The organism is Pedococcus sp. P2_F6, assembly GCF_056403675.1.
The window spans coordinates 377,388-401,053 of sequence record NZ_JBFUEZ010000003.1 but is presented as its reverse complement, the minus strand read 5'-3'; the positions used below and the strand labels follow the sequence as shown (position 1 = coordinate 401,053).

Sequence of the window (23,666 nt, the reverse complement as noted above, 5' to 3'; positions counted from 1 at the left end):
CCCGGCCAGACCAAGGATCACTGGAGTCATCCCATGAACGTCCGCACCATCACCGCCGTCGCCAGCGCCACCTTCGCGCTCGTGGCACTCGTCCCTGCCAGCGCTCACGCCGCCACCGTCGAGCGTCTCGACCGCAGCCTCTTCGACGGCACCCCGAGCGTGTCCGCCTCGAGCTGGCACTTCGACGGGCCGACCTCAGGGCCACTCGGAGGCGCGCTCGACCTGGTCGTCACCGCCTCCGACGGCACCTTCCCGACCGTCCCGGGTACCTGCGAGCCGGTCGACGTCCACGCGGTCCTGCAGGTCAGCCCCGGCGAAGAGCTCACCATCAGCACCACCGGTGAGGCCTGCGCCCACATCATCGACGCCAGCCTCAGCGTGAACGCCTACTTCGACAAGGCCGACCTCGCGTACGCCGGCGCCGAGCACAAGAAGGCCAAGGTCGTCGGGGACGGCCTCATCGCGGCAGCGCACAGCTGGCTCGGGGGACAGGCGAGCGTCTCGACGTCCGTCCGCTGGTGAGACCTGGGGGTGGGTCGCGCGGGTCTGCGCGGCCCACCCTCCTCCTCGCTGCGCGTCAGTCGCGGGTGCGGCGGCGGACGATGTGCCCCACCACGGCAGGGATCCAGCCGGTCTCGCCGCGCATCCAGCGTCCCGCCACCAGGTTGTGCGGGACGACGACGAACGAACCCTTGAAACCCTCGGTCAGCGACAGGTCGGTCCCGAAGACATCGGTGACCACCTGCCAGTCGAGGTCGGTGTGGCGGTCGAGGTGCTCGCCGATCCCCACCGCGTAGCGCTCCACGACGGCGGCGTGGTCGGGACGGTCGTCCTCCGGCGCGGCCGACCACGCGGCATACGCCCGGTCGAGGCCGGCACTGAGCGAGTCGAGGTCGTCGACGTCGACTCCTTCGGCGGTCAGCGACTCCAGGGCGGCGGTGATCCGGCCTCGCTCACCGTCACCGAGCGGGTCCACCAGCGGGCGCAGCGAAGCGCCCGGGTCGAGCGTGTCACCGGCATCGGGGAGCGTGCGCTCCTCCGTCTGGGGCACGTCAGCAGCGGAGTCGTCGCGGCCCCGGCCGAACCACGCCATGGCCGTGACCTACTTGACCGTGGCGGAGCCCGAGTCGGCGACGAGCTGCTTGCCCGCGCCCTGCCACGCCTTCATGCCGCCGTCGAGGTTGGCGACGTCGAAACCCTGTTGCGACAGCCACGCCACGGCCCTCGACGAACGGCCACCACCGCGGCAGGCCACGGCGAGCGTGCCCGCATCGGTGTCCGGCAGCTCGCCGAGCCTGGACGGCAGCTCGCCGAGCGGGATGTGCAGGGCACCGGGTGCGTGGCCCGCGTCCCATTCGTCCTGCTCGCGCACGTCGAGCAGTACGGCGTGGTCGTGGACGTCCGTGACGGGAACCTGGGGGATGGTCATGCCCCCAATGAAACACCCCCGCCAGACCGCGCGGAAATCCAGTGGGCAGACCGTCCCCGCGGGCGGCACAGTGTGGCCATGACGAGCAGCGCGGCGGCGATCGCCCGGGTGGTGGCCACGGCTCGCGCCCAGGTGGGCGACCATCCCGCTCTCGTGCCGGTGCTCGACGGCCTGCCCGAGCTGCTCGCGGACCTGGTCGAGCGCTGGTCGCTCACCCTCGGCGAGGTGTACGCCGAAGGCCTGGGCGTCCCCGTGGTCGCCGTCGACGCCGACGGGACGCCTGCGGTCCTCAAGATCGAGCAGGTGGGCCCCGGCTTCACGGCCCAGGTCGCCACTCTCGAGGCAGGACACGGGCGCGGGTATGCCGCGGTGCTGGCGTCCGACGCCCCTCACGGCGCCGTGCTGCTGGAACGCCTCGGTCCCAGCCTCGCCTCCTCGCGGCTGCCTGCGGTGACCCAGGTCGACCACCTGGCCGCCACGCTGCGGTTGGCGTGGGAGGTGCCGGTGTCCCTGGCTCCCGAGGTCGCTGCCGGGGAGGACAAGGCCGCGGTGCTGGCGGGGATCGTGCGCCGGTTCCGTCGGGGCGACGACGAGGAGCGTTGGGGCGCAGCACTGGACCGCGCCCACGAGCTGGCCCGTCACCTGTCGGCGACCCGCGATCCCGCGCGCGACGTCCTCTGCCACGGCGACCCCCACCCCGGCAATGCGTTGCAGGCCAACGGGATCCCGCGCTACAAGCTCGTCGACCCCGACGGGTTCCGGTGCGAGCCCGAGTACGACGTCGGCGTGACCCTGCGTGACTTCAGCAGGGAGGTCCTGGCCAGCCGTGACCATTCCCTGGCCCGCGAGCGGCACGAGGCCCTGTGTGCGCACGCGGCCGAGCTCACCGGCACCGACCCCGAGCGGGTGGGGCAGTGGGCCTTCGTCGAGCGGGTCACCACCGGCCTCTACCTGCGGTGGTTCGACGACGACGAGGCAGCCGAGACCTTCCTCGACGCAGCCACGGTGCTGCTCCGGGACTGACCCCGGCGAGAAGTGGGCCAGCGGTGGACCACGAGCCTCAGTCCTTGGCGTCGCCCCGCGCGCGACCGTGCCGCGCGTGACGATAGGTGAACGCTCCGACCGCGATCGCGACCAGTCCGACCACGGTCAGGCTGGTCGAGTCGAGGGGCTTGTCGATGGCCGTGACCGGGACCACGAGGACCACACAGAGGAAGAGGGAAGCGCCCAGAGCCCGGAGGACTGCCCGTGCAGGCCTCACAGTCCCCCTCAGACGTCTCGTCGCCGTTCTCTCACCCTCTAGAGTCCGTGGACGCTGCTCGGTGACGGACGAGCGGACGACGGGACGCCGGCCACGGGTGGATGATCGGGAGATGGACCCCCCACGGCCACTGGTGGGACGCGCTGCCGAACAGGCGCGGCTACTCCGCGCGCTGGACGAAGCCGTGGCTGGGAAGCCGGGGGCGACGCTGCTCCACGGCGAGCCCGGCATCGGCAAGACCAGCCTCGTCCGCGACCTGGTCGAGCGCGCACAGGCGCGAGGGTTCCACGTCCTGTTCGGCCAGTGCCTCCGGTTCGGGGCCGAGGTCACCACGCACCTGCCGTTCACCCAGGCATTCGACCGCTGGGGGCGAGGCGTCGGCGCCGAGACCCTCGACCGGGTGTTTCCGGGTGCGGTTTCCCACGGCAACGTGCTGGGACCCCGCGGCGGCGTTGCCGACCCCGGGCCGCAGGGACTGCTCTTCCAGCTTGCTGGTGCCGTGGACCGGCTGGCCGACGACGCACCCACCCTCGTGGTCGTGGACGACCTCCAGTGGGCTGACCCGAGCTCCCTCGATGTCCTCTCCTTCATCGTCGCCGGACTGCACCCGGGTCAGCACCTCACGCTCGCCCTCACCTACCGGGACACCGAGCTGGGTGATGGGCACCGGCTGTACGGCTGGTTGGCCGACGTGCGACGCCTCACCGCCGTCCACCACCTCCGCCTCTCGCGCCTCAGCGCCGGCGAGACGGAGCAGCTCGTGCTGCGGCTGCCAGGCGTGCAGGCCGATATGGCGCTGGCAGAGAGGGTTTTTGCCCGTTCCGAGGGAAACCCCTACCTCGCGGAGCTCGTGGCGCAGGAGGTCGGCGATACCGACGGTGCCGGCGGCCGACTCGCCCAGGCGCTGCTCGCTTCGTGGCACCGACTCGGTCCCACGGCCAGGTCGGTCACCCAGCTGGTGGCCGTCGCCGGGCGTCCCGTGGCGTTCCGCGTGCTCGAGGACCTCGCCCGACGGCGTGGAATGGCGGCCGACGAGGTGACGGCCGCCGTGAGCGAGGCGGTCGGCGAGGGCATCACCGTCGTTCAGGACCGTGAGGACGTCTGGTTCCGCCACCCCCTGCTGGCCGAGGTGGTGGTCACGACGCTGCCCCCGTGGGAGCTCCCCGAGGTCCATCGCGCCTTCGCCGCCGGCTGGGAGGCCGCCGAAGGCGTCACGGACGCCGAGCGCGCGACCCACCTCGCCCTGCACTACGCCGCCGCCGAGGACGTGGAACCGGCCTTCAGATGGGCTCTGCGCGCCGCGGACGAAGCCCTCAGGCTCCACGCGATCAGCGAGGAGGCGACACACCTCGCCACGGCCGGCGACCTGCTCGAGCTGGTTCCGGCTGAGTCGAGGCCGTCCAGGACCGAGCTGCTCACGAGGGCCGGGCGGTGCCTGATCGCCGCCGGCAGACCGGCCCTGGCCGTGGAGTTCTACGAGCGGGCGCTCTCGGCCGTCGATCCCCAGGAGGGGCCCCTGGCCGCCTGCCGCGTCCTGATGGCGCTGAACTTCGCCAAGGGGACCAACATCACCGGCAGCTCGTCGGCCGTGGTCGCCGACTTCGAGCGAGCCGTCGCCCTGACCGACCCCTTCCCGGACTCGAAGGAACGGGTGCTCGCGCTCGCGCACCTGGCCAACTTCGAGGTCTTCGAGGGGATCGCCGCCGGTGCGGGACACGCAGCGGAGGCCGTCCACCTTGCCGAGGCACTGGGTGCCGACGACGCCCTCGCCTGGGCTCTGGTGGTGCGCGCGCAGACGTCGTGGGGCACCCATGACGGCGTCGTCGATGCGGAGCGGGCGTGGGCTCTGGCCCGTGGGGTCGACGAGACCGAGCTGCTCATCAGGGTGTCGGTCAACGTCTGCAACAGCTTCGAGTCCGTGGGACAGCTCGCAGCGTCGGCGTCGCTCTCGCGCGAGGTCTTTGCGCTCATGCGGGAGCGCGGCAGCGCCCAGGGCATCTCCTGCACCGGTGCGCGCGCAGCGCTGACGCTGGTCCAGCTCGGCCAGTGGGACGTTGCGCGCTCCATCATCCGCGAAACGCTGGCCCTGCGGCTGAACACCCGCTGGGGAGCGGCCGCCCGGTGCGGCGCGGCCGTGCTCAGCGCCCTGGAGGGCGACGTAGCCGCAGCCGACGCGCACCTGTCCCGCGCCAGGGAGCTGATGCCCGTCAGCGGCCTGGGGGACGAGTTCATCCTGAGCGAGATGCTGGTCGCCCTCGAGCTCGGACGACCTCGACGCACCCTCGAGCTGGTCGAGACCTGGATGACCCAGGCCGTCGCCCTCGACCACTCCGTGGCCGACGAACTCCTCCGGCTGGCGGCGCGCGCCGCAGCCGACCTGGCGGACGCCGGTGCGGGCGCGTCCGACGAACCGAGGACCTCCGCGATCTCCTGGCTGGAGCGCATCGAGTCCCTGCGTGGTGGCTCGCCGCCGCCGTTCCTGCCCTCCGGGCTGGAGGACGCCGTCCACCCGGCGTGGGGCGCTCTCTACGCCGCAGACCGGGCCAGGTGCCACGGCGAGGACCCGACGTCGCTGCCCTTGTGGCAGGCGGCGGCTGAGGCGACCGACCGGGCCGGACTCCGGTTCGACCACGCCAGGTCGCTGTACTTCCTCGGCCGGACGCTCCTGGCAGAGCCGAAGGGTCGCGAGAGGGCGGCCGACGCGCTGGGCCGAGCGGCTGCCATCGGCGACGAGCTCCGGGCGGCCCCGCTGGTTGCCCTCGTCGAACAGCTGGCCCTGCAGGCGCACCTCTCCCTGGTCGACCCCGGCGAGCACCACCCCGCAGCCGAGCCGGTCACCGAGCTGGTGGGCGTGGCCCTGACCCCGCGCGAGGCCGAGATCCTGGACCACATCGTCGCCGGGGAGACCTATGCGCAGGTGGCGCGCCACCTGTTCATCAGTGAGAAGACGGTGAGCGTCCACGTCTCCAACCTGCTCCACAAGACCGGTACGTCGAGCCGAATCCAGCTCGCCGCCCTGGCCGTGCGATCGCACGGGGTCCGGGACACCGCTACTTGAGGAGGCGGGACATCCGACGGTCGGCCAGCGGCTTGCCACCGGTCTGGCAGGTCGCGCAGTACTGCAACGACGAGTCGGCGAACGACACCTCGCGCACCACGTCGCCGCAGACCGGGCAGGTCTCCCCGGTGCGGCCGTGCACCCTCATCCCCGCGCGCTTGGCGTCCTTGAGCTCCTTGGCCGGCTTGCCCGAGGCGGTCGCGACGGCCGCGGACAGCGTTCCCCGCAACGCGGCATACAGGCGATCCACGGCCTCGTCGTCGAGGCTGGCGGCCATCGCGAAGGGCGACATCCTGGCGACGTGGAGGATCTCGTCGGAGTAGGCGTTGCCGATCCCGGCGATGAACCCCTGGTCGCGCAGCAGCCCCTTGATCTGTGAGCGTCGCCCGGAGAACAACGCCCCGAACGCCTCACGGGTGAACTCGTCAGCCATCGGATCGGGTCCGAGGGAGGCAATCCCGGGGACGTCGTGCGGGTCACGGACGAGATAGGCGGCGAGACGCTTCTTGGTGCCCGCTTCGGTGAGGTCGAAGCCGGACGCATCGGAGAACCGGGTGCGCAGGGCGATCGGTGACTTGCCCGGACGCAGCACCGTGTTGGGCATCGCGTCGGACCACCGCAACCAGCCGGCGCGGGCGAGGTGGAAGACGAGATGCACTCCGTCGCAGTCGATGTCGACGAACTTGCCGTGCCGGGACACAGCGTCGACGGGAGCTCCGCTGAGCGCCTGCGGTGGCGGGTCGAAGGTCTTCAGCACCGAGAAGGACCCGAGCTCGACCCCTGTCACGGCGAGCCCGACGGTCCGCTCGGCGAGGAAGTCGACGAGCGCCTGGACCTCGGGCAGCTCCGGCACAAGGCCGAGTTTGTCAGAGATCCGCAGCGGATCCGCGGGAATCCCAGCACCGACAGCCCCCTTGCGCGGCGGTGCGACGATGGAGCCATGACGACGACGGCCGCCCCCCACGAGCTGCTGCGGCTCAAGTCACACACCGGACGGCTGGCCCTCACCACCACGGTGCTGGGGAGCGGGATCGCCCTGCTCGACAGCACCATCGTCAACGTCGCGCTCCCGACGATCGGACGCGACCTCGAGGCCGACCTCGCCGGGCTCCAGTGGGTCGTCAACGCCTACGCGCTGACGCTGGCCGCCTTCATCCTGCTCGGCGGCTCACTGGGCGACCGGTTCGGGCGACGGGCGATGTATGCCGTGGGCGTGGGCGGGTTCGGTGTCGCCTCGGTGCTCTGCGCCCTATCGCCGACGGTCGAGGTGCTCATCGCGGCACGTGCCTTCCAGGGTCTGTGCGCTGCACTGCTGGTTCCCGGCAGCCTCGCGATCCTCCAGGCGTCCTTCCACCGGGACGACCGGATGGCTGCCATCGGCGCCTGGACCGGCCTGCTGGGCGTCGCCACGGCTTCGGGACCTGTCATCGGCGGCTGGCTCGTCGAGCGTGACTGGAGGTGGGCCTTCTGGCTCAACGTGCCACTGGCGGTGGTGGTCGTGGTGCTGAGCCTCAAGTTCGTGCCCGAGTCGCGAAATCCGTTGGCCAGCAAGCACGTCGACGCAACCGGGGTCGCCCTGGCCGTGGTCGGACTGGCCGGCCTCACCTATGGCCTGACGTCCCTGTCCGACGGGCTCAGCGCCTCGGCCCTGACCATCGGTGCGATCGGCGTGATCGCGCTGGGCGGGTTCGTCCGGGCTGAGCTGCACACCCACGACCCGATGGTTCCGCCCTCGCTGTTCGCCAACCGGGTGTTCACCACCATCAACCTCGTCACGCTCCTCGTCTACGCGGGACTGTCCGCCGCGCTGCTGTTCCTCGTGCTCTTCCTCCAGACCGTGGCTGGCTGGTCCGCGCTCGAGGCTGGTGCCGCGACCTGCCCCTCAGTGTTGTCATGCTTCTTCTCGCCGGCCGCTTCGGCAGACTGGCCGCCAGGTCCAGCCCACGCCCCTACATGATCGGCGGAACCCTCGTCGCCGCAGCGGGATTCGTGCTGTTGGCCATGTCGCCGAGAGAGGCCTCCTACGTCACCAACGTCTTTCCCGGCATCACGCTGGTGGGGCTCGGCCTCGCCATGACGGTCGCCCCCCTGACCGGCACCGTGCTCGCCGCCGCGCCGGACGAGCTGGCCGGCACCGCGAGTGGCGTCAACAACGCGGTGGCGCGCACGGCCGGCCTGCTCGCCGTGGCAGCCCTTCCCCCGCTGGTCGGGTTGGGCGGCGCCGACTACGCGTCGGCCGACGCGCTCGCGCCCTCCTACCGACTCGCCATGCTGGTCTGCGCCGGGCTGCTGGTCGGCGGTGCAGCCCTGACTGCCTTCGGCCTGGCCCAGCGCGAGACGCCGTGCGCGGACGCACCCCACCTCGACGTCACGGCTCGCTAGCTGCGCGGGCCGTGCCCTACAGGTCGAGGGCGATGCGCAGCAGCCGCACCAGCCCGTAGCCGTCGCCCGCGCGGCATACCGGCACCTCGCGCTCGTGGCGGCCACGCGGTGCGGCGAACTCCTCCAACGACACGGGTATGCCGTGGGACAGCACCTGCTCGCCCGGCGTCAGCTCGCGGATGGCGATGGCTGCGACCGTGTGCGGCCGTTGCTCGGCGAAGTCGCCGTAGATCTTGGGGTCGTGCTGGCCGTCGTCACCGACGAGGACCCAGCGGATGTGGGGGAACTCGTTGGCGAGCCGGTGCAGGCAGGCCTGCTTGTGCTCCTGCCCCGACCGGAACCACCCGGTGTTGGTCGGACCCCAGTCGGTGAGGAGCAGGGGGCCCGGCGGGTAGCCGTGACGTCGAAGGAACCGGGTCAGGGTCGGCGCGGTGTTCCACGCGCCGGTGGAGACGTAGACCATCGGTGCGTTCGGGTGTCGTTCGAGCAGCTCGCGGTACATCGTCGCCATGCCGGGCACGACGTGTCGGGCGTTCTCGCTCTTCACGAAGGTGTTCCAGGCCGCGATCATCGGGCGAGGCAGGGACGTCGAGATGACCGTGTCGTCGATGTCGCTGATCAGGCCGAAGGTCTCGTCGTCGCCCACGATCATGACGGCCGCCACCACGTCCTCGGCGTCGGCCGCGCTCACCCTGACCTCGTGCCAGCCGGGCTCGAGTCCGTGGCCCTTGACCTTGGTGTCGATGTAGCCGCTGCGGTCGCTGCGGGTGTGCACAGTCTTGGCGCCGACGGTGATCGTCACGGGGACGTTCATCGCCGGTGCGGTGACGAACGCGCGCCAGCCACGGCGCTCGTCCTCGGCGGACCGGAGCTCCGCTGCGGAGGCGCCGGCGTCGGCGCGCTCACCGGGCTCGGGTCGCCGGGTCAGCAGCACCCTGCCGAGCACCCGGGCGAACTCCTGCGAGCCGTAGCCGGTGTGGGCCACGATCCGGGTCTGCCAGCCGCGGCGTCTCAGCGCCGAGTCGACCCGACGGTGCCAGGCGTCCTCGACGATGGAAGCGCGATGCGGTCTGGCCATGGACAGACCCTATGGCCTCGTGAGCACCGTCCTGAACTGGTCGACGAGTCGATCACCGGTGGCGCCGGGGCCGTCGAACTCGAAGATCTGCTCGCCACGGCTGGCGATGAGCAGTGGCCCTCCGCCGAGGTCGAAGTCCTGGGCGAGCTCGAAGTCCTCGGCGGCCAGCTCACGGGCCCGCTGGCTGGCCGCGAACAGCTCGACAGCGGGACCGTCGAGACCGAGACCCGCGCAGATCGACTCGAGGACACCCGGTGCGTCGAGCGGGCGCGACTCGACGAAGTACGCGTGCTGCACGGCACCCAGGACCGTCGAGACGGGCAGCTCGCCCGCAGCGAGGAGGGCGATGAGGCACGCGGCCGGTGCGTTGGCGGCATACCGGCCGGACTGCACGACCTCCACGTCGACGAGCGAGCAGGCGGCACTGAGCACCGCGCTGACCGAGGGCAGGTAGGCCCACGAGTCGGGATCGTAGATGTCCATGACGTAGACGAGCAGGGTCGACGGGTCGGCCGTCGACGGCAGTCCGTGTCCTGTCCATCCGGTGGTGGAGCGGCCCGGAACGCCGAGTCCGGGGAGTCGCGGCTCGTGTCCGCAGCGCAGGCCCAGCCTCGTCGACGGGCGGGGGGTGCCACAGCCGGTGAAGCCGCCGCGGCAGGTGCGGGGAGCACCCTTCATCTCGCAAACCTCCTGGGGCAAGACCGCTGCCCGTGGATGCACAGTCCCGGTAAAGCAAAAAGCAACCGGGATGGCCGTGTGGCCAAACCCGGTTGCTTCAGGTGAAGCCGAGACTAGCTCACAGCGCCTCGGAACGCGAGGATCGAGCTTCGGCGACGATCTGGGAAGCCAGCACGCGCAGCTTGAGGTTCTGCTCCTGGGACTGGCGCCGGAGCAGCTCGAAGGCCACGATCTCGCTGATCGAGTGCCGGCCCATGAGCACGCCCTTGGCCTGTTCGATGACGGCGCGACTGGCCATCGCCTGCTCCATCTGCGCCGCCACCTGACGGGCGCCGGCGACCTGCACCGCAGCTGCCAGGGCATCGGCCGCGCGAGCGGCAGCCATCCGCACGAGCACCAGGTCGCTGTGGTCGAACGCGTGCCGCTCGTAGCCGTAGAGGTTCAGGGCCCCGAACCGCCGCCCCCCGGACTCCAGGGGCAGCGCGAGCAGGGACTGCACCTCGCCGGCCTCGCAGCCTGCCATGAAGGCGGGCCAGCGCTCCTCGCCCCCGGCGAAGTCGACGAGGTTCTCGCGCCCGTTCCGGAACGCGTCCAGACAGGGCCCGTCGCCGACGGCGTACTGCACGGCGTCGATCTCGAGCGTCCCGGCCGTGGTGTACGCCGCGGTGCGCGGTCGGTCCTCCATGACCACCGTGACCCCCACCGCGTCGCAGCCGTCGATGTTGGCGTTGACCGCAGCCACCAGCCGGTCGAGGTAGGGAGCGAGGTCGTCGAGACCTTCGAGTGAGCCCGCGAGCTCGGACATCAGGCGCTGGGCCGCGGCCAGGCTGCGGGCGCCGGCGTCCTGGTGGAGCGCCTCGGCCTCGCGCGCGTCCTGCTCGGTGATCCGCGTGGCGGGTGTGGTGCTCGAGAGGTCCCCGGCATTCGCACCGTCCGCACTGCTCGGGATGCTCGGGGTGTTGTCCGGAGTGAGGTCCGGGACGGAGGCCAGCTCGGCCATGGGCGCTCCTAGGCGACGTGGTGTTCACGCTCACCGTACCCGCCAGTCGGCGTCCCGGGACCACAAACTTCCGGTATGCCGTGTGGCCGCCCGAGCGCGGACGTGCGGTGACGTGGACACGCGGTTAGATGTCGGGATGGCACACGCGCGGCTCCGACCCGGGGCCCCCCGGTGAGCGAGCAGCCCTCGTCGGTCTTCCGCAAGGGCAGCCGGTCGGCGCCGGACGGCTACTTCCGGTGGGAGGCGGCCGGGCTGGCCTGGCTCGCGAGCGCGCCGGGCGGGGCCGAGGTGGTCACCGTGCTCGACGTGGCCTCCGACCACCTGGACCTGCGGAAGCTGACCTTCGCCAACCCGGACCCGGCGATGGCCGAGGCGTTCGGCGCCGCCCTGGCCCGGACCCACGATGCCGGCGCCGCGGCATACGGGAGCCCTCCGGACGGCTGGGAGGGCGACGGCTTCCTCGGCCCGGCGACCGAGCTGCTGCCCCTGCCGCTGCGGCCGACCGAGACGTGGGGCGAGTTCTACGCCGAGCAGCGACTCCTCCCGATGCTGTCGATGGGGGTCGATAGGGGTATCTACCACCATTCCGATATTGCGCTCTTCGAGCGGTTGGCGCGCCGGGTGAGCCACGGGGAGTTCGACGACGGGGCGACGCCGGCCCGCATCCACGGCGACCTGTGGTCGGGCAACATCGCGTGGACCCCGAGCGGGGGAGTCCTCATCGACCCGGCGGCGCACGGTGGCCACCGCGAGACCGACCTGGCGATGCTCGCGCTGTTCGGGTGCCCGCACTGGGACTTCGTCATCGGCGGCTACCTCGAGCAGCACCGCCTCGACGCCCAGTGGCCCCAGCGGGTGGCGCTGCACCAGCTGCACCCGCTGATGGTCCACGCGGTGCTCTTCGGTTCCGACTACCCGAGCCGGGCGGTCGAGCTCGCCCGCCGCTATCGCTAGGGGTCGCGCTCAGCCGTCCAGCAGCCCGCGGAGGAAGGCGGCCTGACCGACGTGCTGCTGGTCGTCGTTGACGACGCTGACCAGCCGGACCCCCAGCGTGACCGGCGGGTCCCAGCGCTCGTCGACCACCCGGCCGAGGTCGTCCGGGGTGAGCGGCCGGACGTAGTCGACCGTGACGGCGTGCACCGCGTCGAGGTAGCCGACCAGCTGGTCCGGGTCGAGGCCGCGCACCCGGGCGACCTGGTCGGGGGTGTGGCCGTAGCCGGTGTCGGCCGGCACGAAGGGCAGCCCGAACCGCTCGTGCCAGCCCGCGCTCGTCCACACCTGCTCGTGGTCGGCGACCTCCGCGATGTGGTCGTCCTGGATGCGGGTCAGGTGCCAGACCAGCCACGCGATCGAGTTGGAGTTCGGCGTCGGACGCTGCGCGAGCTGTTCCGGCGACAGTCCTCGGACGGCATCCTCGGCACCCTGGCGAATCCGCGTGAAGGCGTCGACGAGCAGGTCACCGAGGGTCATGTCCGGATCCTAGGCAGATCGCTCAGGACGCGCCTCCCGGCCGGCTCGGGAGCAGCAGGGCCGAGTCGCCGAACTCGTGCCACAGGTAGCCGCCCCGCGCCGCCTCGTCGTAGGCGCGCTGGGTCAGGTCCTGCCCGGCCACGGCCTCGACGAGCAGCAGGTGCGAGGCCTGGGGGTCGTGCCACCCAGTGACCAGCCCGTTCACCACCCGGGGCGGGTCGTCGCGGGTGACCACCCGGGTCGTCCACCCAGACCTCGCAGCCACCTCGCCGCCGCCGCCGCTGTCGGCCCCGTCAAGGACCGCGGACTCGAGAGCGCGGGTCACCGTCGTCCCGACCGCCACGACGCGGCCACCGGCGGCTCGAGTGGCGTTGACCAGCCGGGCCACCGTCGCGGACACCTCGAACCACTCGGGCTGTGGCGCCTCGCCCGCCTCCTGCGACGAGACCCCCGTGTGCAGCGTGACCACCGCGACGCCGATGCCGGTCGCGACCAGCCTGGTGACCAGTTCGGGGCTGAACGGCCTTGCGGCACTTGGCATCTCGGCGCTGCCCGGACGCGTGGCGAAGACCGTCTGGTAGGCCGCCAGCGGGTAGCTCCGGTCGAGATGGCCGTAGGCGATCGGCCTTCCGTACCTCACGAGGTGCTGCTCGAGCGCGCGCGGGCCGCTCACCGCTGCCCGCCAGAGCCGGTTGCCGCTGCCGGTGGGGGAGGAGTCGGCCCGCGGGTAGGGCGCCAGCAGGGTGAGTCGCCCGCCGGCCGGGAGCTCGAGCTCCTCGCCGACCTGCGCGTCCAGGACGGCGCGGGACGCATCAGGCGGGGTGCGCAGCTCGACCACCCAGGTGCCGTCGTCGAGCCTGGTCGCGGCGTGGACGACGACCGGGCCGCGACCGCCGGCCAGGGCGTCGAACTCCGCCGCGAGGGTGGCCGAGTTGTTGACCACGACCAGGTCACCGGGCGCGAGGTATGCCGGCAGGTCCCGGAAGCGTGCGTGCGCGACTCCCTGGTCGGTGGCCACGAGCATCCGCACCTCGTCCCGGGCGACGCCACGCTCCTCGGGTGGCCCGGGAGCAGTGGTGGCGTCGGGGCTGTCGACGCGGGTCAGCGGGGCGACGGACAGGCGGGTCACGCCGACGCCTCCTGGGCGAAGTCGGCGGCCCGGTACCGGCCGCTGGCCGGGCGCTCGCGAATCAGCGCTCGAATGGCCGGCACGACCGTTTCCGGGAGCGGTCGGTCGCTGATGTCCTGGCCGGGGAAGGCGGCCTGGTGCATCGCCGTCCGCATGTCCCCCGGGTCGATCGCATAGGCGGCGACCTGCGGGTTCTCGACGCCCAGCGTCAGGATGACGTGGTCCAGGGCGGCCTTCGACGCGGCATACGCACCCCATCCCTCGTAGTGCTCCACCGCGGCGTCCGAGGAGATGCCCACCAGCACCCCGCCCGAGGCGCGCAACGCCGGGAGGACGAGCTGGGTGAGGGCCAGCGGGGCTGCGACGTTGGTGAGCCAGACGTCGTCGAGGCCGTCGGGGTCGACCTCGGCCAGTGGCGGCAGTGGGGTGGGTCCGAGGGTGCTGGCGTTGTGCACCAACAGGTCCAGCCGGCCGCTCGTCGCCACCGCGGCAGCGAGCGCCTCGCGGTGCGCCGGGTCGGTCACGTCCCCGGCGACCTGGGTGATGGTTCCGGGCAGTGAGCCGACGGCCTCCTGGAGCCGGGTGGTGTCCCGGCCGTCGACGACCACGTGCCACCCGTCTGCGGCGAGGTCCCGGGTGAGGGCCAGGCCGAGCCCGGCCGAGCCACCCGTGATGAGGGCGGTGTGCATGGTGCCTCCAGTTGCGCTGTTCGGCTGATGGAGACATCATCAAAGTTAAAGTGAACTTGAAGTCAAGCCCCGATCCGAGGAGGAGTGGAGGGCGTGGACACGACCGACGTGCTGACCGTCTCCGAGGTCGCCGAGCGCAGTGGGTTCGCGGCCTCGGCGCTGCGCTACTACGAGCGCGAGGGGCTGATCGAGGCGTCCCGCACGTCGGGCGGCCAGCGACGGTACGCCCGCAGCGTGCTGCGCCGGCTGGCCTTCATCCGGGCTGCGGGCAATGTCGGGCTGACCCTCGACGAGATCCGACGCGAGCTGTCGAACCTGCCCGCCAACCGCACGCCCACGAAGTCCGACTGGCACCGCATCTCGGCCCACTGGAGGACGAGGCTTGACGAGCAGGTCGCGGCCCTGGAGGCGTTGCGCGACAAGCTCGACTCGTGCATCGGGTGCGGCTGCCTCTCGCTGCGGCAGTGCGGCATCTCGAACCCCTCCGACTACGCCGCCTCCACCCCCGACGCTCCCGGGGCCGCCTACCTGCCGCCGCTCCTGCGGCGACCCCCGCGCTGACGGCGGAGAGGCGTTCATGACCCTCACCCTGCTCAGCTACAACATCCACAGCGGGGTCGGCCTCGACGGCGTGCTGGACCTGCGCCGGATCGCTGACGTCATCGCGGCCACCGACGCCGACCTCGTGGGGCTTCAGGAGGTGGACCGGCGCCGCCGGGCACAGAGCCGGTTCGAGGACCAGCCGGGTCTGCTCGCCCAGCTCCTGGGCTGGCACCTCGCGTATGCCGCGAACCTCGACGCCGAGCCCGCCCACCCCGGATCACCGCGAGCCCAGTACGGCACTGCCCTGCTGAGTCGCCTGCCGCTGGAGTCCGTGACCAACACCCTGCTGCCGTGCTTCCCCGGCAGTGAGCAGCGCGGCATGCTCGAGGCCACCGTCCTCGTGGACGGCACCGCCCTGCGGGTCCTCGGCACCCACCTGCAGTGGGACAGCGAGACCGAGCGGACCCGGCAGGCGGAAGCGATCGTCGCCACCCTCGACGAACGCCCGACCGTCCTCCTCGGCGACCTCAACACGACACCCGGCTCCCCGGCACACAGCTGCCTCGCCGGGCGGCTCGAGGATGCCTGGACCGTCGCGGGTGACGGCGACGGGCACACCTTCGAGGCCGAACCTCCGCCACGTCGCATCGACTACGTCTGGGTGGGCGGGGGTGTGCGCCCCCTGTCGGCGCAGGTGGTGCGCTCGGATGCCTCGGACCACCACGCCCTTCGCGTCGAGGTCGCCCTGCCCGGCTGAGGGTCGCTGCCCGGCTGAGCACCCCAAGTCAGTCCCAAGTGGCGCACAAGCAGGTGAGCCGACGCTGGTCCCGACCAGTTCACCTCTGCCTTCGAAGGACGACCCACCATGACCCGCTTGCTCTACCGACTCGGCCGCGGCGCCGCTGCCCACCCGTGGCGGACGCTCTCCGCCTGGCTGCTCATCGCCCTCGTGGTCGCCGGTCTCGCCGCGACCCTCGGCGGCACACCCCAGGACGACTACGACGTCCCGGGCGCACGCTCCCAGGTCGGCATCGACCAGCTGCGCGCCCACCTTCCCGGCGCCGGCGGCACCGCCGCCCGCGTGGTGGTGCACGACCGCTCCGGCGACCGGCCCACCGACGGGACCCTGTCCGGCCTCTCGAGCCGGTTGGAGCAGATGCCGCACGTCGTGCAGGTGTTCCCCGCACAGCGTTCGGCCGACGGCGACACGGCAGTCGTCAACGTCAGCTACGACGCCCCTGTCACCGACCCCGACCTCATGGGCCACCTCGAGCCGCTGGACGCCGCCGTCGCACCACTGCGCGCCGCGGGTCTGCAGGTCGAGCTCGGGGGAGAGCTGCCCGAGAGCGCGGCCGCCCCGATGGAGGGTCGTGGCGAGATCATCGGCATCGTCGCAGCGCTCGTCATCCTCGTCTTCGCCTTCGGGTCCGTGGTCAGTGCCGGCCTGCCGATCGCCACCGCACTCGTCGGACTCGGTGTCGGCACCGCTGGCGTCACCCTGCTCGCCGCCGTCATGGACGTCAGCACGGCCGCCCCGATGGTCGCGACCATGGTCGGACTCGGCGTCGGCATCGACTACGCGTTGCTACTCGTCACGCGCCACGCCGAGTACCTCGCGCAGGGCTTCAGCGTGACCGAGTCCGCCGGGCGCGCCGCCGCGACAGCCGGTCGGTCGGTGGTCTTCGCGGCCAGCACGGTGCTCGTCTCGCTGATGGGCCTGCGGCTCGCCGGGCTGCCCGTCTACAGCTCCTTCGGCTTCGCGACCGCCATCGCCGTGCTGTGCGTGATGGCCGCCTCGCTCACCCTCGTGCCGGTGCTGTGCCGCTTCGCCGGCCGTCGGCTGCTGCCCCGCACGGTCCGGCGCGGAGGCGCCACCCGGCGTGGCCGCGCGGCACGGGCCAAGGGCGCCCCAGCCCGTATGCCGTTCACGGCACGGTGGGCGGTCAAGGTCGCCAGGCGTCCGCTGCTGTGGGCGATGGCCGCCGCGATCGTCATGCTCACCCTGGCCGTTCCGGCCCTCGAGATGCGGACCTGGCCGCAGGACCCGAGCAGCCAGTCCACGGAGCTCACGACCCGTCGGGCCTACGACCTCGTCAGTGCCGAGTTCGGGCCCGGGAGCAACGGGCCGCTCACCGTCGTGGTCGACCGCTCCAGGCTCGGGGACGCCGCTGTGGCTTCGCTGGCCCGAGCCCTCGAGGAGCGCTCCGACATCGTCGACGTGACGCCTGCGGTCACGTCGCCCGACTCGGCCATCAGCGTGTTCGACGCGATCCCCGCCTATGGGCCGACCGACGAGCGCACTGGTGCCCTCGTGCGCAGTGTGCGCGCCCAGCTGCCTGCCGGCGCTGAGCTGACGGGGGGCACGGCGTTCTTCGCCGACATCGCCCAGATGCTCGCCGGACGCCTGTGGGTCGTCATCGCCTTCGTCGTCGCCGTCTCGGTCCTCCTGCTGGCGCTGGTCTTCCGCTCGGTCGTGATCCCGCTCAAGGCGGCAGTCATGAACCTGCTGAGCATCGGTGCCGCCTATGGCGTCCTGACGGCCGTGTTCCAGTGGGGCTGGGCCACCGACCTGCTCGGCCTCGACCACCCCATGGCCGTGTCGAGCTGGGTGCCGATCCTGATGTTCGCCATCCTCTTCGGCCTCTCCATGGACTACGAGGTGTTCCTGCTCTCCCGGATCCGCGAGGACTGGGCACGCACGGGCGACTCGCACGGCAGCGTCGTGCGGGGGCTGTCCGCCACCGGGCGGGTGATCTCGAGTGCGGCGGCCATCATGGTCGCGGTCTTCCTCGGCTTCGCCAGCGAGGTGGACGTCGTGGTCAAGCAGCTCGGCATCGGCATGGCAGCCGCGATCCTGCTCGACGCGACGGTCGTCCGGATGGTCCTGGTGCCGGCCACCATGTCGCTCCTGGGCGACTGGAACTGGTGGGTCCCCCGGTGGCTCGACCGCCTCCTGCCGCACGTGCGAGCAGAGGTCACGGACGAGGACCTCGACCTCGAGCCGGCCCCTCTGACCACGGCGCCCGCGGTGACCCGCGGCGGCGCGCCGGGCAACCCGGCATCCCTGCCCGTGGCTGTGGGGGTGAGCGGCACCGAGGACGTGGGCCTCTCGGACGAGGACCTCTGGGACGACGAGCTCGAAACCGTCACCAGCCGCTGACCGCGCCTGACCACCTGACCCAGAACCGTTGACCTGAGAGGAAACCTGTCATGACCACCACCACTGCACCCACCTGGCCGGAACAGCTCACCTTCCCCGGACAGACGGCCGCCCACCCGGGACCGGTCGACATGACGATGATGTACGTCATGCACCACGGGTTCCGCCGGGACCTGGCGGCCTTCGCCACGGCGGCCGCGGCCACCCCCACGGAGGCGCGGTCGACCTGGCGAGCGCTGGCGGCGCGCTGGGAGCTGTTCGCCGAGGTGCTCCACCACCACCACGCGGGTGAGGACGCCGGTCTCTGGCCGGCCCTCCTCGAGCGCGCCGACGAGGCGGACCGCCAGGTCCTGGAGGCCATGGAGGCGGAGCACGCGGAGATCGACCCGATCCTGACAGCGTGCGCCGCCGGCTTCGAACGGCTCGCGCACCAGGCCGACGAGGACGCCCGGGCGGCCCTGGCCGTGCGGCTGTGCGCGGCCCGGGAGAGCCTCGGACGGCACCTGCGGCACGAGGAGACCGAGGCCATCGCGATCATCCAGCGGGTGCTCACCCACGAGGACTGGGAGCAGCTCGAGGAGGAGCACTTCAGGGCCGGGGTCACGTTCGCCCAGGTGCTCGCCCTGGTGCCCTGGGCCGCCCACGACGTGCCGGGACCGTTGCGGCGTCAGGTGTTCGCGAAGACCGGTCGGCCCAACCACATCCTGTGGCTGCTCACCCGCCGGGCCTTCGAGCGGCGCGAGGCCATCGCCTTCCGCTATGTCGACTAAGCAGTCTGGGCGTCAGAAGGAGTAGCGCTCCCGCTGGTCACGCAGCCACTGCGCGGCCAGCGGGATCTGCCATTCCTCGCACAGCTCGAGCGCGCGATCGGCGTGGCTGGCGGCCAGGTCCGCCTCGCCGACCGCGGCCGCCGCCTGGGCGAGGTAGGCGTCGACGGGCCCCATCGCGTTGCCCGATCCGGCGCAGCACGAGTAGCCGGCGTACGCCGCCAGCCGGTCGTAGGCAGCCGACGCCATCGCGTGGTCGTCAAGGCCGAGGGACGCCTCGGCCGCGGCACACCAGTTGAGCATCGAGAACCAGTCGTCGTCGTCGACGCGCACGGCGTGGGTGGCGGCAAACTCCCTGGCACGGTCGAGCTCACCGGCCCGCAGCCAGAACACGAGCATCGTCGAGGTCACCGGCAGCACACTGTGCTCCACGAACTGCTCGAGCACCGGGGCCACCTCGAGGGATCGGCCCTGCCACAGCCGCAGCGACATGAGGGCGCCGGCCGTGGCGTCCTCGGTCTGCGACAGCGTCATCTCCTGGTCCAGCCGGACGATGTCGTCCATCCTCTCGACGCACTCGTCGAACCGCCCCGCCATCGCCAGCCACGGCAGCTCCAGGCTGTCCAGCACGATGAGCCCGTACGGCAGCCGCAGCCGCTGGGCCCAGTCGCGCGCCACCACCGCGTGCTCCCACATCTCCTCGACCAGCCCGAGTTCCCCGGCCACCACGGCCCGCAGCGTCGTGGTGACGACGTACGCGCGTTCGTTGCCGAGCCGGTGGGCCAGCTCCATCCCCTCGGTGACGAGGTCTCGGCGCAGCGGTGCGGTGGACGTCCGCCAGACGGCGACGTAGGAGAGCTGGCAGGCGTCGAGCAGCAGGTCGTCGTCGCCGATCCGCCGGGCCATGGCCAGACCCTCCTCGACGAGCGCCATCCGCTCCTCGAAGGTCGAGCCGTAGTAGATCTCGAGGGCAAGGCCGAGCATCACCCGGCAGCGCAGCCCGCCATCGGCGGGAGGCAGCCCCGCCAGCGCACGACGCAGCGCCTCGACGACCACCGCGTTGACGGTGCCGTGGGGTCCCGACTGCCACAGCGCCCCCACGGAGGTCACGGTGGCGGCCCGACCGAGGAGCTCGACGTCCGCAAGCTCGTCCGCGACGGCGATCGCCGCCTCCGCTGTCGCCACCAGCCCCTCCCAGTCGCCCGACCAGCGCTGGGCGTCCGCGAGGTCCATCAGCACGTCGTACCGCTCGCGTGCGGTGGAGTCAGGGTCCTGCGGCAGGGTGTCGAGGGCCGACCGGAGCAGGTCTGCGGACTCCTCGTAGGCGTGCAACCGCCGCGCCAGGGCCGCTGCGCCGACGGCTGCGAGCCAGGCACGCGACGCGTGGGCCGGCCCGGCGGCCAGCCAGTGTCGCGCGACCTCGGTCTCTCGCCCTGGCCCGCCGGCCAGCGACTCCGCGACCCGGGCGTGGGCTCGCGCGCGACGGGCAGCGGGGATGGCTGCGTAGATCGTGTCGCGCACCAGCGCGTGACCGAACAGGTAGCGGTCGATGCCGTCCTCACGGACCAGCCCCGCCTCGAGTGCGGGGTCGAGCTGGTCGAGCAGGTCCTCCTCGTCGAGGCGCGAGACCGCGGAAAGGGTGGCGAGGTCGAACTGCCGGCCGACCAGCGCCGCCCACCGCAGGGCCGACACGCTCTCCTCGGGCAGCCGTTTGAGCCGCCGGGCGAGCACGTCGTGCACCGCGGCCGGGGGGTTGGCTTCGGCCAGCAGGGCGGACAGGTCGCCGCCCTCGCGCGCCAGCCGGGCGTACTCCACGAGGAAGAACGGGTTGCCGTCGGTCCGCTTCCTCAGCGACGCGGCCTCGTCAGGGGAAGGCGTCGACTCGCTCACGGCCTCGACGACGCGCGAGGCCTCACCCGCCGTGAGCCCGTGCAGGTCGATCCGCACCGCGTGGCGACGGGCGAACATCTCCACCGCGTCGAGGAGCGCGTCAGTGGGTTCGGGGTGGCTGCGCCACGTGCCCACCACGAGCAGCCGGCCGTCCTGCACTGTCTCTCCGAGCAACCGCAGCACGCGCAGCGACGCGACGTCGGCCCAGTGCAGGTCGTCGAGCAGCACGACGACGGTGCGACCGGTCGCGGCCTCGGCCACCGCGCCCGCGATGGCCTCCCACGTGCGGAACCTGCCCCCACCGTCCTCGTCCTGGTCGGTCATCTCGGGCAGCTCACGCCCGAGCCCGCGCAGCACCTGCTGCCACGGCCACAGCGGGGGCGCCCCGTCGTCCTGCGAGCACCGTCCGAGCAACACGGTCGCACCGCGTTCGTTGGCCACGCGGGCCAGCTCGCCCGCAAGGCGGCTCTTGCCGATGCCCGGCTCCCCGACCAGCGCGGCGAGGGCCACCGTGCCCGACTGGGCCTGGTCCAGCGCGCCGACCAGCTCCGCCAGCTGCGGTGACCGCCCGACGAGGGGCCAGGGCGGAAGCGTCGGGACGAACGACTGGATCCGGGTCGGCCCGCCTCCGCCCACGGACTCGGTGCCGCCGGTCGCCACGTCGGGTGTCCAGGACGCCGGCTGCCCCGCAGGCGACGCCGGCTGCCAGTCCAGGGCGGGGTCCTGCCGAAGCACCGCCGCCTGCAGGTCGCGCAGCTCCTGCCCCGGTTCGAGGCCGAGCTCCTCGGCGAGGACCTCGCGGACCTCGCGCAAGGCGTCCAGGGCCTCGGCCTGACGGCCCGCCCGGGTCAGGGCCAGCGCGCGCAGCCCCCAAAGTCGTTCGCGCAGTGGGTATGCCGTCGTGAGGGCCTCGAGCTCGCCGGCGACAGTAGCGTGTTGCCCGAGCTCCAGGGCGGCGACTGCCCGGTCCTCGAGGGCGACGACGCGCAGCTCCTCGAGCCGGGCGCGCTCGGCCACCGCGAAGGGTGCGTCCTCGAGCTCGAGGTAGGGCGTGCCGCGCCAGAGGGCGAGAGCCCGGTCGAGGTCGGCGACGATCGAGCTCAGCTCCTCGGTGGTGAGCCCACTGGCATCGTGCAGGCGCGCCAGCTGGCCGATCCGACGGTGGGCGCGGCTCACGGCGCGGTCGAACGAGGCGGCGTCGAGGTCGTCCTCGCCCACCCGCAGCGCATATCCCGGCGCCACCGTCACCAGGACCGTCGACGGTGCCCGGGCCGCGCGCCCCGGCTCGAGCGTCCGGCGCAGGCCGGCGATGTAGGCCTGCAGGGTGCCGGTCACCCCGGGTGGCGCACCGTCCGCCCACAGCATGTCGACGAGGGCGTCCACCGACACCGGGCGCCCGTGGTTCATGGCGAGCGCGGCCACCAGGGCGCGCTGCTTGCGCGTGCCGAGATCGACCGGCGCGTCGCCGAGATGGGCCTGCACGGCGCCGAGGACACCCACTCTCATTCGCCCGAGAGTACGCGCGGGGCGCGCCGTGACGCTCGTGCTTTCAGGCGATATCGGCGACGCCGACCCATCACGCCGAGAGGCGGTATGCCGCGTGGTGACCACGCGGCATACCGGTCCCCCTCTGTCCCCCGTCCCCGGTCCCCGTCAGGACTCTCTCTGCCCACCCTCAGTCGGTGACGCGACCGTTCTCGACGAGCCGCGGGATGCGGTGGTTGCCCACGAACAGTCCGTGCGGGTCGACGGCCGAACGAATCCCCTTGAGCTGCAACCAGGTCCGCTCCGTGTAGGCAGTGCGCGGGTCGACGTCGGTCTCGGCGAAGTTGAGGTAGCTGCGGCCGTTGGACCAGGGCGACAGCACCTTGGTCAGCCGGTGGGCGTCCTGCTGACCCTGGGCAGCCATCTCCGGTGTCATCGCCATGGCACCCGCGAAGGTGACGAACTGCCCGTCGAGCCTGGACAGCGCACCGCCGCCCTCGTGGGTCCGGCCGAGCGCTCCTCCGAGCTGACGCAGCTCGGCCATCAGGAGCGAGGACGACGTGCCCGGCCCCACCTCGGACAGGAAGGCGTCGATCGCCTCGTCCGGGAGGGAACCCAGCATCGCCGAGTCGGACACCACCGGCGTCGGCCCCTCGGGGTCCATGTGCAACCGCACCAGGGACTTCGCCGGCACCCGCCCGAACGTGTCGATCTCGGGGGAGAGGGCCCGCAGGTCGGCGATCGCGGCCTGGCCGGCCTCGTCCGAGCCGAGCACGGCACCGTCGATGACGACGACCGAGCGGCCGCGCAGCATCTCGGGGATGTCCGGGATGGGCGGGAGGTTGAGGACGCGGAAGGACGTGGTGACGTCGTCGGGCGCGCCCGGAGCCCACTGGGCCCACCGGCGCAGCACGGGGTCCGCGAGCTCCCGGTCCCAGATGAGCATCCCCGCATAGGCGCTCTCGATGGCGTAGAGCCGGAACTCCAGGGCGGTGACGACGCCGAAGCTGCCGCCTCCGCCACGCAGTGCCCAGAAGAGCTCGGCGTTGCGGTGCACATCGGCCCGGACGTGCTCACCGTCGGCCATCACCAGCTCGACGGCGGTCAGGCTGTTGGTGGCCAGGCCCAGACGTCGGGCGTACCAACCGATGCCCCCGCCCAGGGAGTAGCCGGCGATGCCGACGTCGGGGGAGCTGCCGTGCAGGGCAGCCAGGCCGTGGTCGCCGGCGGGCTCGGTGGCGTGCATCCAGAGGGCGCCGCCCTCGACGCGGGCGATCCGGCGCACCGGATCGATGCTCACGCCGGTCATCGCCGACGTGCGCAGGACGACGACGTCGTCCAGGCCCTGGGCGACGAGGGGTCCCGCGTTGTGTCCGGTGCTCTGCGGGGCGACCCGCAGGTCGGCGGCGGCGGCCGCGCGGACCACCTCTTGCACCTGGGCGACCGTGGTCGGTTGCGCCACGGCCGCCGGCCGCTGGTCGAGGGCCGCGTTCCACGGCAGGCGTGCCGCGTCGTACCCGGGGTCGCCGGGCAGGTGAACCGCACCGTCGCACAGGCCGCGCAGTGCCTCGGCGCGGCGGGTTGAGGTGGTGAGGTCGATGGTCATGGGTGACTCCTTGTTCCGCAGGTCAGAAGGTGTGCGGAACA

Annotated in this window: 22 protein-coding genes; 10 read left to right on the top strand and 12 right to left on the bottom strand. The window is 72.4% G+C overall.

Annotation, left to right across the window (positions count from 1 at the left end; genetic code table 11):
* The first annotated feature begins 33 nt into the window (after positions 1-33).
* On the top strand, positions 34-522 hold the full coding sequence (locus AC1DWP_RS09895; RefSeq protein WP_477614291.1) for a hypothetical protein: 489 nt from the start codon (positions 34-36) through the stop codon (positions 520-522).
* Between the two features lie 55 nt (positions 523-577).
* Here the strand turns inward: AC1DWP_RS09895 and AC1DWP_RS09890 are convergent, their stop codons facing one another.
* Positions 578-1,093, bottom strand: a complete 516-nt coding sequence (locus tag AC1DWP_RS09890; protein WP_477614290.1) for a DUF3806 domain-containing protein — start codon at positions 1,091-1,093, stop codon at positions 578-580.
* A gap of 9 nt (positions 1,094-1,102) precedes the next feature.
* Positions 1,103-1,429, bottom strand: coding sequence for a rhodanese-like domain-containing protein (locus tag AC1DWP_RS09885; RefSeq protein ID WP_477614289.1), 327 nt, complete (start codon positions 1,427-1,429; stop codon positions 1,103-1,105).
* Positions 1,430-1,507: 78 nt separating this feature from the next.
* On the opposite strand from AC1DWP_RS09885, the gene AC1DWP_RS09880 reads away from it, so the two are divergent.
* Entirely contained in the window at positions 1,508-2,452 is a 945-nt protein-coding gene (locus AC1DWP_RS09880; protein WP_477614288.1) for an aminoglycoside phosphotransferase family protein, read from the top strand.
* Between the two features lie 37 nt (positions 2,453-2,489).
* Here AC1DWP_RS09880 and AC1DWP_RS09875 read toward each other — a convergent pair whose 3' ends face one another.
* Positions 2,490-2,690 (bottom strand): hypothetical protein, encoded by a 201-nt coding sequence (locus AC1DWP_RS09875; RefSeq protein ID WP_477614287.1) that lies wholly within the window; start codon positions 2,688-2,690, stop codon positions 2,490-2,492.
* Between the two features lie 112 nt (positions 2,691-2,802).
* On the opposite strand from AC1DWP_RS09875, the gene AC1DWP_RS09870 reads away from it, so the two are divergent.
* Positions 2,803-5,748 (top strand): helix-turn-helix transcriptional regulator, encoded by a 2,946-nt coding sequence (locus tag AC1DWP_RS09870; RefSeq protein WP_477614286.1) that lies wholly within the window; start codon positions 2,803-2,805, stop codon positions 5,746-5,748.
* Here AC1DWP_RS09870 and AC1DWP_RS09865 read toward each other — a convergent pair.
* Positions 5,741-6,601: an Fpg/Nei family DNA glycosylase gene (locus AC1DWP_RS09865; RefSeq protein WP_477614285.1), complete on the bottom strand. Its 861-nt coding sequence runs from the start codon at positions 6,599-6,601 to the stop codon at positions 5,741-5,743. The two genes, AC1DWP_RS09870 and AC1DWP_RS09865, sit on opposite strands and share 8 nt — an antisense overlap.
* A gap of 87 nt (positions 6,602-6,688) precedes the next feature.
* Here AC1DWP_RS09865 and AC1DWP_RS09860 point away from each other — a divergent pair, with 87 nt between their 5' ends.
* Together AC1DWP_RS09860 and AC1DWP_RS09855 are read left to right on the top strand one after the other, a co-directional pair.
* Positions 6,689-7,705, top strand: a complete 1,017-nt coding sequence (locus AC1DWP_RS09860; protein ID WP_477614284.1) for an MFS transporter — start codon at positions 6,689-6,691, stop codon at positions 7,703-7,705.
* A complete protein-coding gene (locus AC1DWP_RS09855; RefSeq protein ID WP_477614283.1) occupies positions 7,702-8,130 on the top strand; it encodes a hypothetical protein in 429 nt (142 codons plus the stop codon). Before AC1DWP_RS09860 ends, AC1DWP_RS09855 begins: the two co-directional genes overlap by 4 nt.
* Positions 8,131-8,146: 16 nt before the next feature.
* Here the strand turns inward: AC1DWP_RS09855 and AC1DWP_RS09850 are convergent, their stop codons facing one another.
* The 3 genes from AC1DWP_RS09850 to AC1DWP_RS09840 all read right to left on the bottom strand — a co-directional run bounded on the left by AC1DWP_RS09850 (position 8,147) and on the right by AC1DWP_RS09840 (position 10,886).
* Positions 8,147-9,208 (bottom strand): App1 family protein, encoded by a 1,062-nt coding sequence (locus AC1DWP_RS09850; protein WP_477614282.1) that lies wholly within the window; start codon positions 9,206-9,208, stop codon positions 8,147-8,149.
* Between the two features lie 9 nt (positions 9,209-9,217).
* On the bottom strand, positions 9,218-9,886 hold the full coding sequence (locus AC1DWP_RS09845) for a DsbA family protein (RefSeq protein WP_477614281.1): 669 nt from the start codon (positions 9,884-9,886) through the stop codon (positions 9,218-9,220).
* Between the two features lie 118 nt (positions 9,887-10,004).
* Positions 10,005-10,886 carry a GAF and ANTAR domain-containing protein gene (locus AC1DWP_RS09840; protein ID WP_477614280.1) on the bottom strand — a complete coding sequence of 294 codons (882 nt, stop codon included), beginning with the start codon at positions 10,884-10,886 and terminating at the stop codon, positions 10,005-10,007.
* A gap of 171 nt (positions 10,887-11,057) precedes the next feature.
* Here AC1DWP_RS09840 and AC1DWP_RS09835 point away from each other — a divergent pair, with 171 nt between their 5' ends.
* Positions 11,058-11,840, top strand: coding sequence for a fructosamine kinase family protein (locus tag AC1DWP_RS09835; RefSeq protein WP_477614279.1), 783 nt, complete (start codon positions 11,058-11,060; stop codon positions 11,838-11,840).
* A gap of 9 nt (positions 11,841-11,849) precedes the next feature.
* Here AC1DWP_RS09835 and AC1DWP_RS09830 read toward each other — a convergent pair whose 3' ends face one another.
* The 3 genes from AC1DWP_RS09830 to AC1DWP_RS09820 are packed head-to-tail and all read right to left on the bottom strand — an operon-like array spanning position 11,850 to position 14,174.
* Positions 11,850-12,356, bottom strand: coding sequence for a mycothiol transferase (locus AC1DWP_RS09830; protein WP_477614278.1), 507 nt, complete (start codon positions 12,354-12,356; stop codon positions 11,850-11,852).
* Positions 12,357-12,378: 22 nt separating this feature from the next.
* Positions 12,379-13,485 carry an S-adenosylmethionine:tRNA ribosyltransferase-isomerase gene (locus AC1DWP_RS09825; RefSeq protein WP_477614277.1) on the bottom strand — a complete coding sequence of 369 codons (1,107 nt, stop codon included), beginning with the start codon at positions 13,483-13,485 and terminating at the stop codon, positions 12,379-12,381.
* Positions 13,482-14,174: an SDR family NAD(P)-dependent oxidoreductase gene (locus tag AC1DWP_RS09820; protein ID WP_477614276.1), complete on the bottom strand. Its 693-nt coding sequence runs from the start codon at positions 14,172-14,174 to the stop codon at positions 13,482-13,484. Before AC1DWP_RS09820 ends, AC1DWP_RS09825 begins: the two co-directional genes overlap by 4 nt.
* A gap of 93 nt (positions 14,175-14,267) precedes the next feature.
* Between AC1DWP_RS09820 and soxR the strand changes: the two genes are divergently transcribed.
* From soxR to AC1DWP_RS09800, 4 genes are all read left to right on the top strand, one after another.
* Positions 14,268-14,735, top strand: coding sequence for a redox-sensitive transcriptional activator SoxR (soxR, locus tag AC1DWP_RS09815; RefSeq protein ID WP_477614275.1), 468 nt, complete (start codon positions 14,268-14,270; stop codon positions 14,733-14,735).
* 16 nt (positions 14,736-14,751) lie between these two features.
* Positions 14,752-15,474, top strand: coding sequence for an endonuclease/exonuclease/phosphatase family protein (locus AC1DWP_RS09810; RefSeq protein WP_477614274.1), 723 nt, complete (start codon positions 14,752-14,754; stop codon positions 15,472-15,474).
* Positions 15,475-15,582: 108 nt separating this feature from the next.
* Positions 15,583-17,877, top strand: a complete 2,295-nt coding sequence (locus AC1DWP_RS09805) for an MMPL family transporter (RefSeq protein ID WP_477614273.1) — start codon at positions 15,583-15,585, stop codon at positions 17,875-17,877.
* 50 nt (positions 17,878-17,927) lie between these two features.
* Complete coding sequence (locus tag AC1DWP_RS09800; RefSeq protein WP_477614272.1) at positions 17,928-18,647, top strand: hemerythrin domain-containing protein; 720 nt, start codon at positions 17,928-17,930, stop codon at positions 18,645-18,647.
* Positions 18,648-18,659: 12 nt separating this feature from the next.
* Here AC1DWP_RS09800 and AC1DWP_RS09795 read toward each other — a convergent pair whose 3' ends face one another.
* On the bottom strand, positions 18,660-22,040 hold the full coding sequence (locus AC1DWP_RS09795) for a BTAD domain-containing putative transcriptional regulator (protein ID WP_477614271.1): 3,381 nt from the start codon (positions 22,038-22,040) through the stop codon (positions 18,660-18,662).
* A 169-nt stretch (positions 22,041-22,209) separates the two neighbouring features.
* Positions 22,210-23,625, bottom strand: a complete 1,416-nt coding sequence (locus AC1DWP_RS09790; RefSeq protein WP_477614270.1) for an FAD-binding oxidoreductase — start codon at positions 23,623-23,625, stop codon at positions 22,210-22,212.
* Positions 23,626-23,666: the final 41 nt, after the last annotated feature.

Coding starts and splice junctions, on each gene's coding strand:
- AC1DWP_RS09850 (WP_477614282.1), bottom strand. CDS start 9,208: ATGGCCAGACCGCATCGCGCTTCCATCGTCGAGGACGCCTGGCACCGT.
- AC1DWP_RS09805 (WP_477614273.1), top strand. CDS start 15,583: ATGACCCGCTTGCTCTACCGACTCGGCCGCGGCGCCGCTGCCCACCCG.
- AC1DWP_RS09790 (WP_477614270.1), bottom strand. CDS start 23,625: ATGACCATCGACCTCACCACCTCAACCCGCCGCGCCGAGGCACTGCGC.
- AC1DWP_RS09870 (WP_477614286.1), top strand. CDS start 2,803: ATGGACCCCCCACGGCCACTGGTGGGACGCGCTGCCGAACAGGCGCGG.
- AC1DWP_RS09855 (WP_477614283.1), top strand. CDS start 7,702: ATGATCGGCGGAACCCTCGTCGCCGCAGCGGGATTCGTGCTGTTGGCC.
- AC1DWP_RS09845 (WP_477614281.1), bottom strand. CDS start 9,886: ATGAAGGGTGCTCCCCGCACCTGCCGCGGCGGCTTCACCGGCTGTGGC.
- AC1DWP_RS09880 (WP_477614288.1), top strand. CDS start 1,508: ATGACGAGCAGCGCGGCGGCGATCGCCCGGGTGGTGGCCACGGCTCGC.
- AC1DWP_RS09800 (WP_477614272.1), top strand. CDS start 17,928: ATGACCACCACCACTGCACCCACCTGGCCGGAACAGCTCACCTTCCCC.
- AC1DWP_RS09795 (WP_477614271.1), bottom strand. CDS start 22,040: ATGAGAGTGGGTGTCCTCGGCGCCGTGCAGGCCCATCTCGGCGACGCG.
- AC1DWP_RS09830 (WP_477614278.1), bottom strand. CDS start 12,356: ATGACCCTCGGTGACCTGCTCGTCGACGCCTTCACGCGGATTCGCCAG.
- AC1DWP_RS09890 (WP_477614290.1), bottom strand. CDS start 1,093: ATGGCGTGGTTCGGCCGGGGCCGCGACGACTCCGCTGCTGACGTGCCC.
- AC1DWP_RS09885 (WP_477614289.1), bottom strand. CDS start 1,429: ATGACCATCCCCCAGGTTCCCGTCACGGACGTCCACGACCACGCCGTA.
- AC1DWP_RS09860 (WP_477614284.1), top strand. CDS start 6,689: ATGACGACGACGGCCGCCCCCCACGAGCTGCTGCGGCTCAAGTCACAC.
- AC1DWP_RS09895 (WP_477614291.1), top strand. CDS start 34: ATGAACGTCCGCACCATCACCGCCGTCGCCAGCGCCACCTTCGCGCTC.
- AC1DWP_RS09820 (WP_477614276.1), bottom strand. CDS start 14,174: ATGCACACCGCCCTCATCACGGGTGGCTCGGCCGGGCTCGGCCTGGCC.
- AC1DWP_RS09810 (WP_477614274.1), top strand. CDS start 14,752: ATGACCCTCACCCTGCTCAGCTACAACATCCACAGCGGGGTCGGCCTC.
- AC1DWP_RS09840 (WP_477614280.1), bottom strand. CDS start 10,886: ATGGCCGAGCTGGCCTCCGTCCCGGACCTCACTCCGGACAACACCCCG.